The sequence below is a fragment of the Oleiphilus sp. HI0080 genome, from assembly GCF_001635135.1.
The window spans coordinates 1-660 of the sequence record NZ_LWFU01001060.1; the positions used below are offsets into that span (position 1 = coordinate 1).

2 protein-coding genes are annotated in these 660 nt (G+C 47.0%); one reads left to right on the forward strand and one right to left on the reverse strand.

What is annotated here, in order from left to right; genetic code table 11:
* Window positions 1-378, forward strand: a 378-nt coding sequence (locus A3751_RS19635; protein ID WP_197466541.1) for an ATP-binding protein, incomplete at its 5' end; no start/stop codon positions are given.
* 32 nt (window positions 379-410) lie between these two features.
* On the opposite strand, the gene A3751_RS19640 is transcribed toward A3751_RS19635, so the two are convergent.
* On the reverse strand, window positions 411-660 hold a 250-nt coding region (locus tag A3751_RS19640), incomplete at its 5' end, for a hypothetical protein (protein WP_231876943.1).

The following is a 660-nucleotide window of genomic DNA, read 5'->3' on the forward strand; positions in this document are numbered from 1 at the left end:
CAGGACATATCGAGCACAGCTTCGTGGTATTTTGATAGGGAGCTTGTATCAGGCATACTGAACAACGCAATTAACAACGCGAGCCGTTATACCAAAAGCGAGATCTTAGTTGCGGCACGAGAAGTAGAGATTTGCGCACACCCCTACATTGAAATTAGCGTGCACGACAATGGACTAGGCTACCCTGAATCCATCTTAAAGCTCGAACCAAGCGATATTCAAAACAACCTTAACTTTAAAACTGGAAGCACTTCACTAGGCCTGTACTTCGCATCTCAAGTAGCTGCGCTGCATCACCAAAATGAGAAACAGGGCTACATCGCCCTTGAAAACGGAGGCAAGCTTGGAGGGGGTGTATTTAATTTGTATCTGCCGTAACCAAGATGACGTAAACGCCCCGCTAAGCCAAATCAATAACGACTACCATGTGGCCTAATGGTGTAATTTGACCCAGGTGCAAACTCGACATCTGTCATATAGATACTGCCAAATGTCGCAGGGCCATCGCTTCCCTTAACACGAATATTCTCCATGTTAATTCGGTCCACCTGAAAACCTGTATAAAAGCGCACACCTCCATCTTCAAGCAGCGAGATAGTGGGAACGCCCTCAAACCGGCGAAAACCCTCCATCGAAATGTCCGCTTCTATTCCGCTCGAC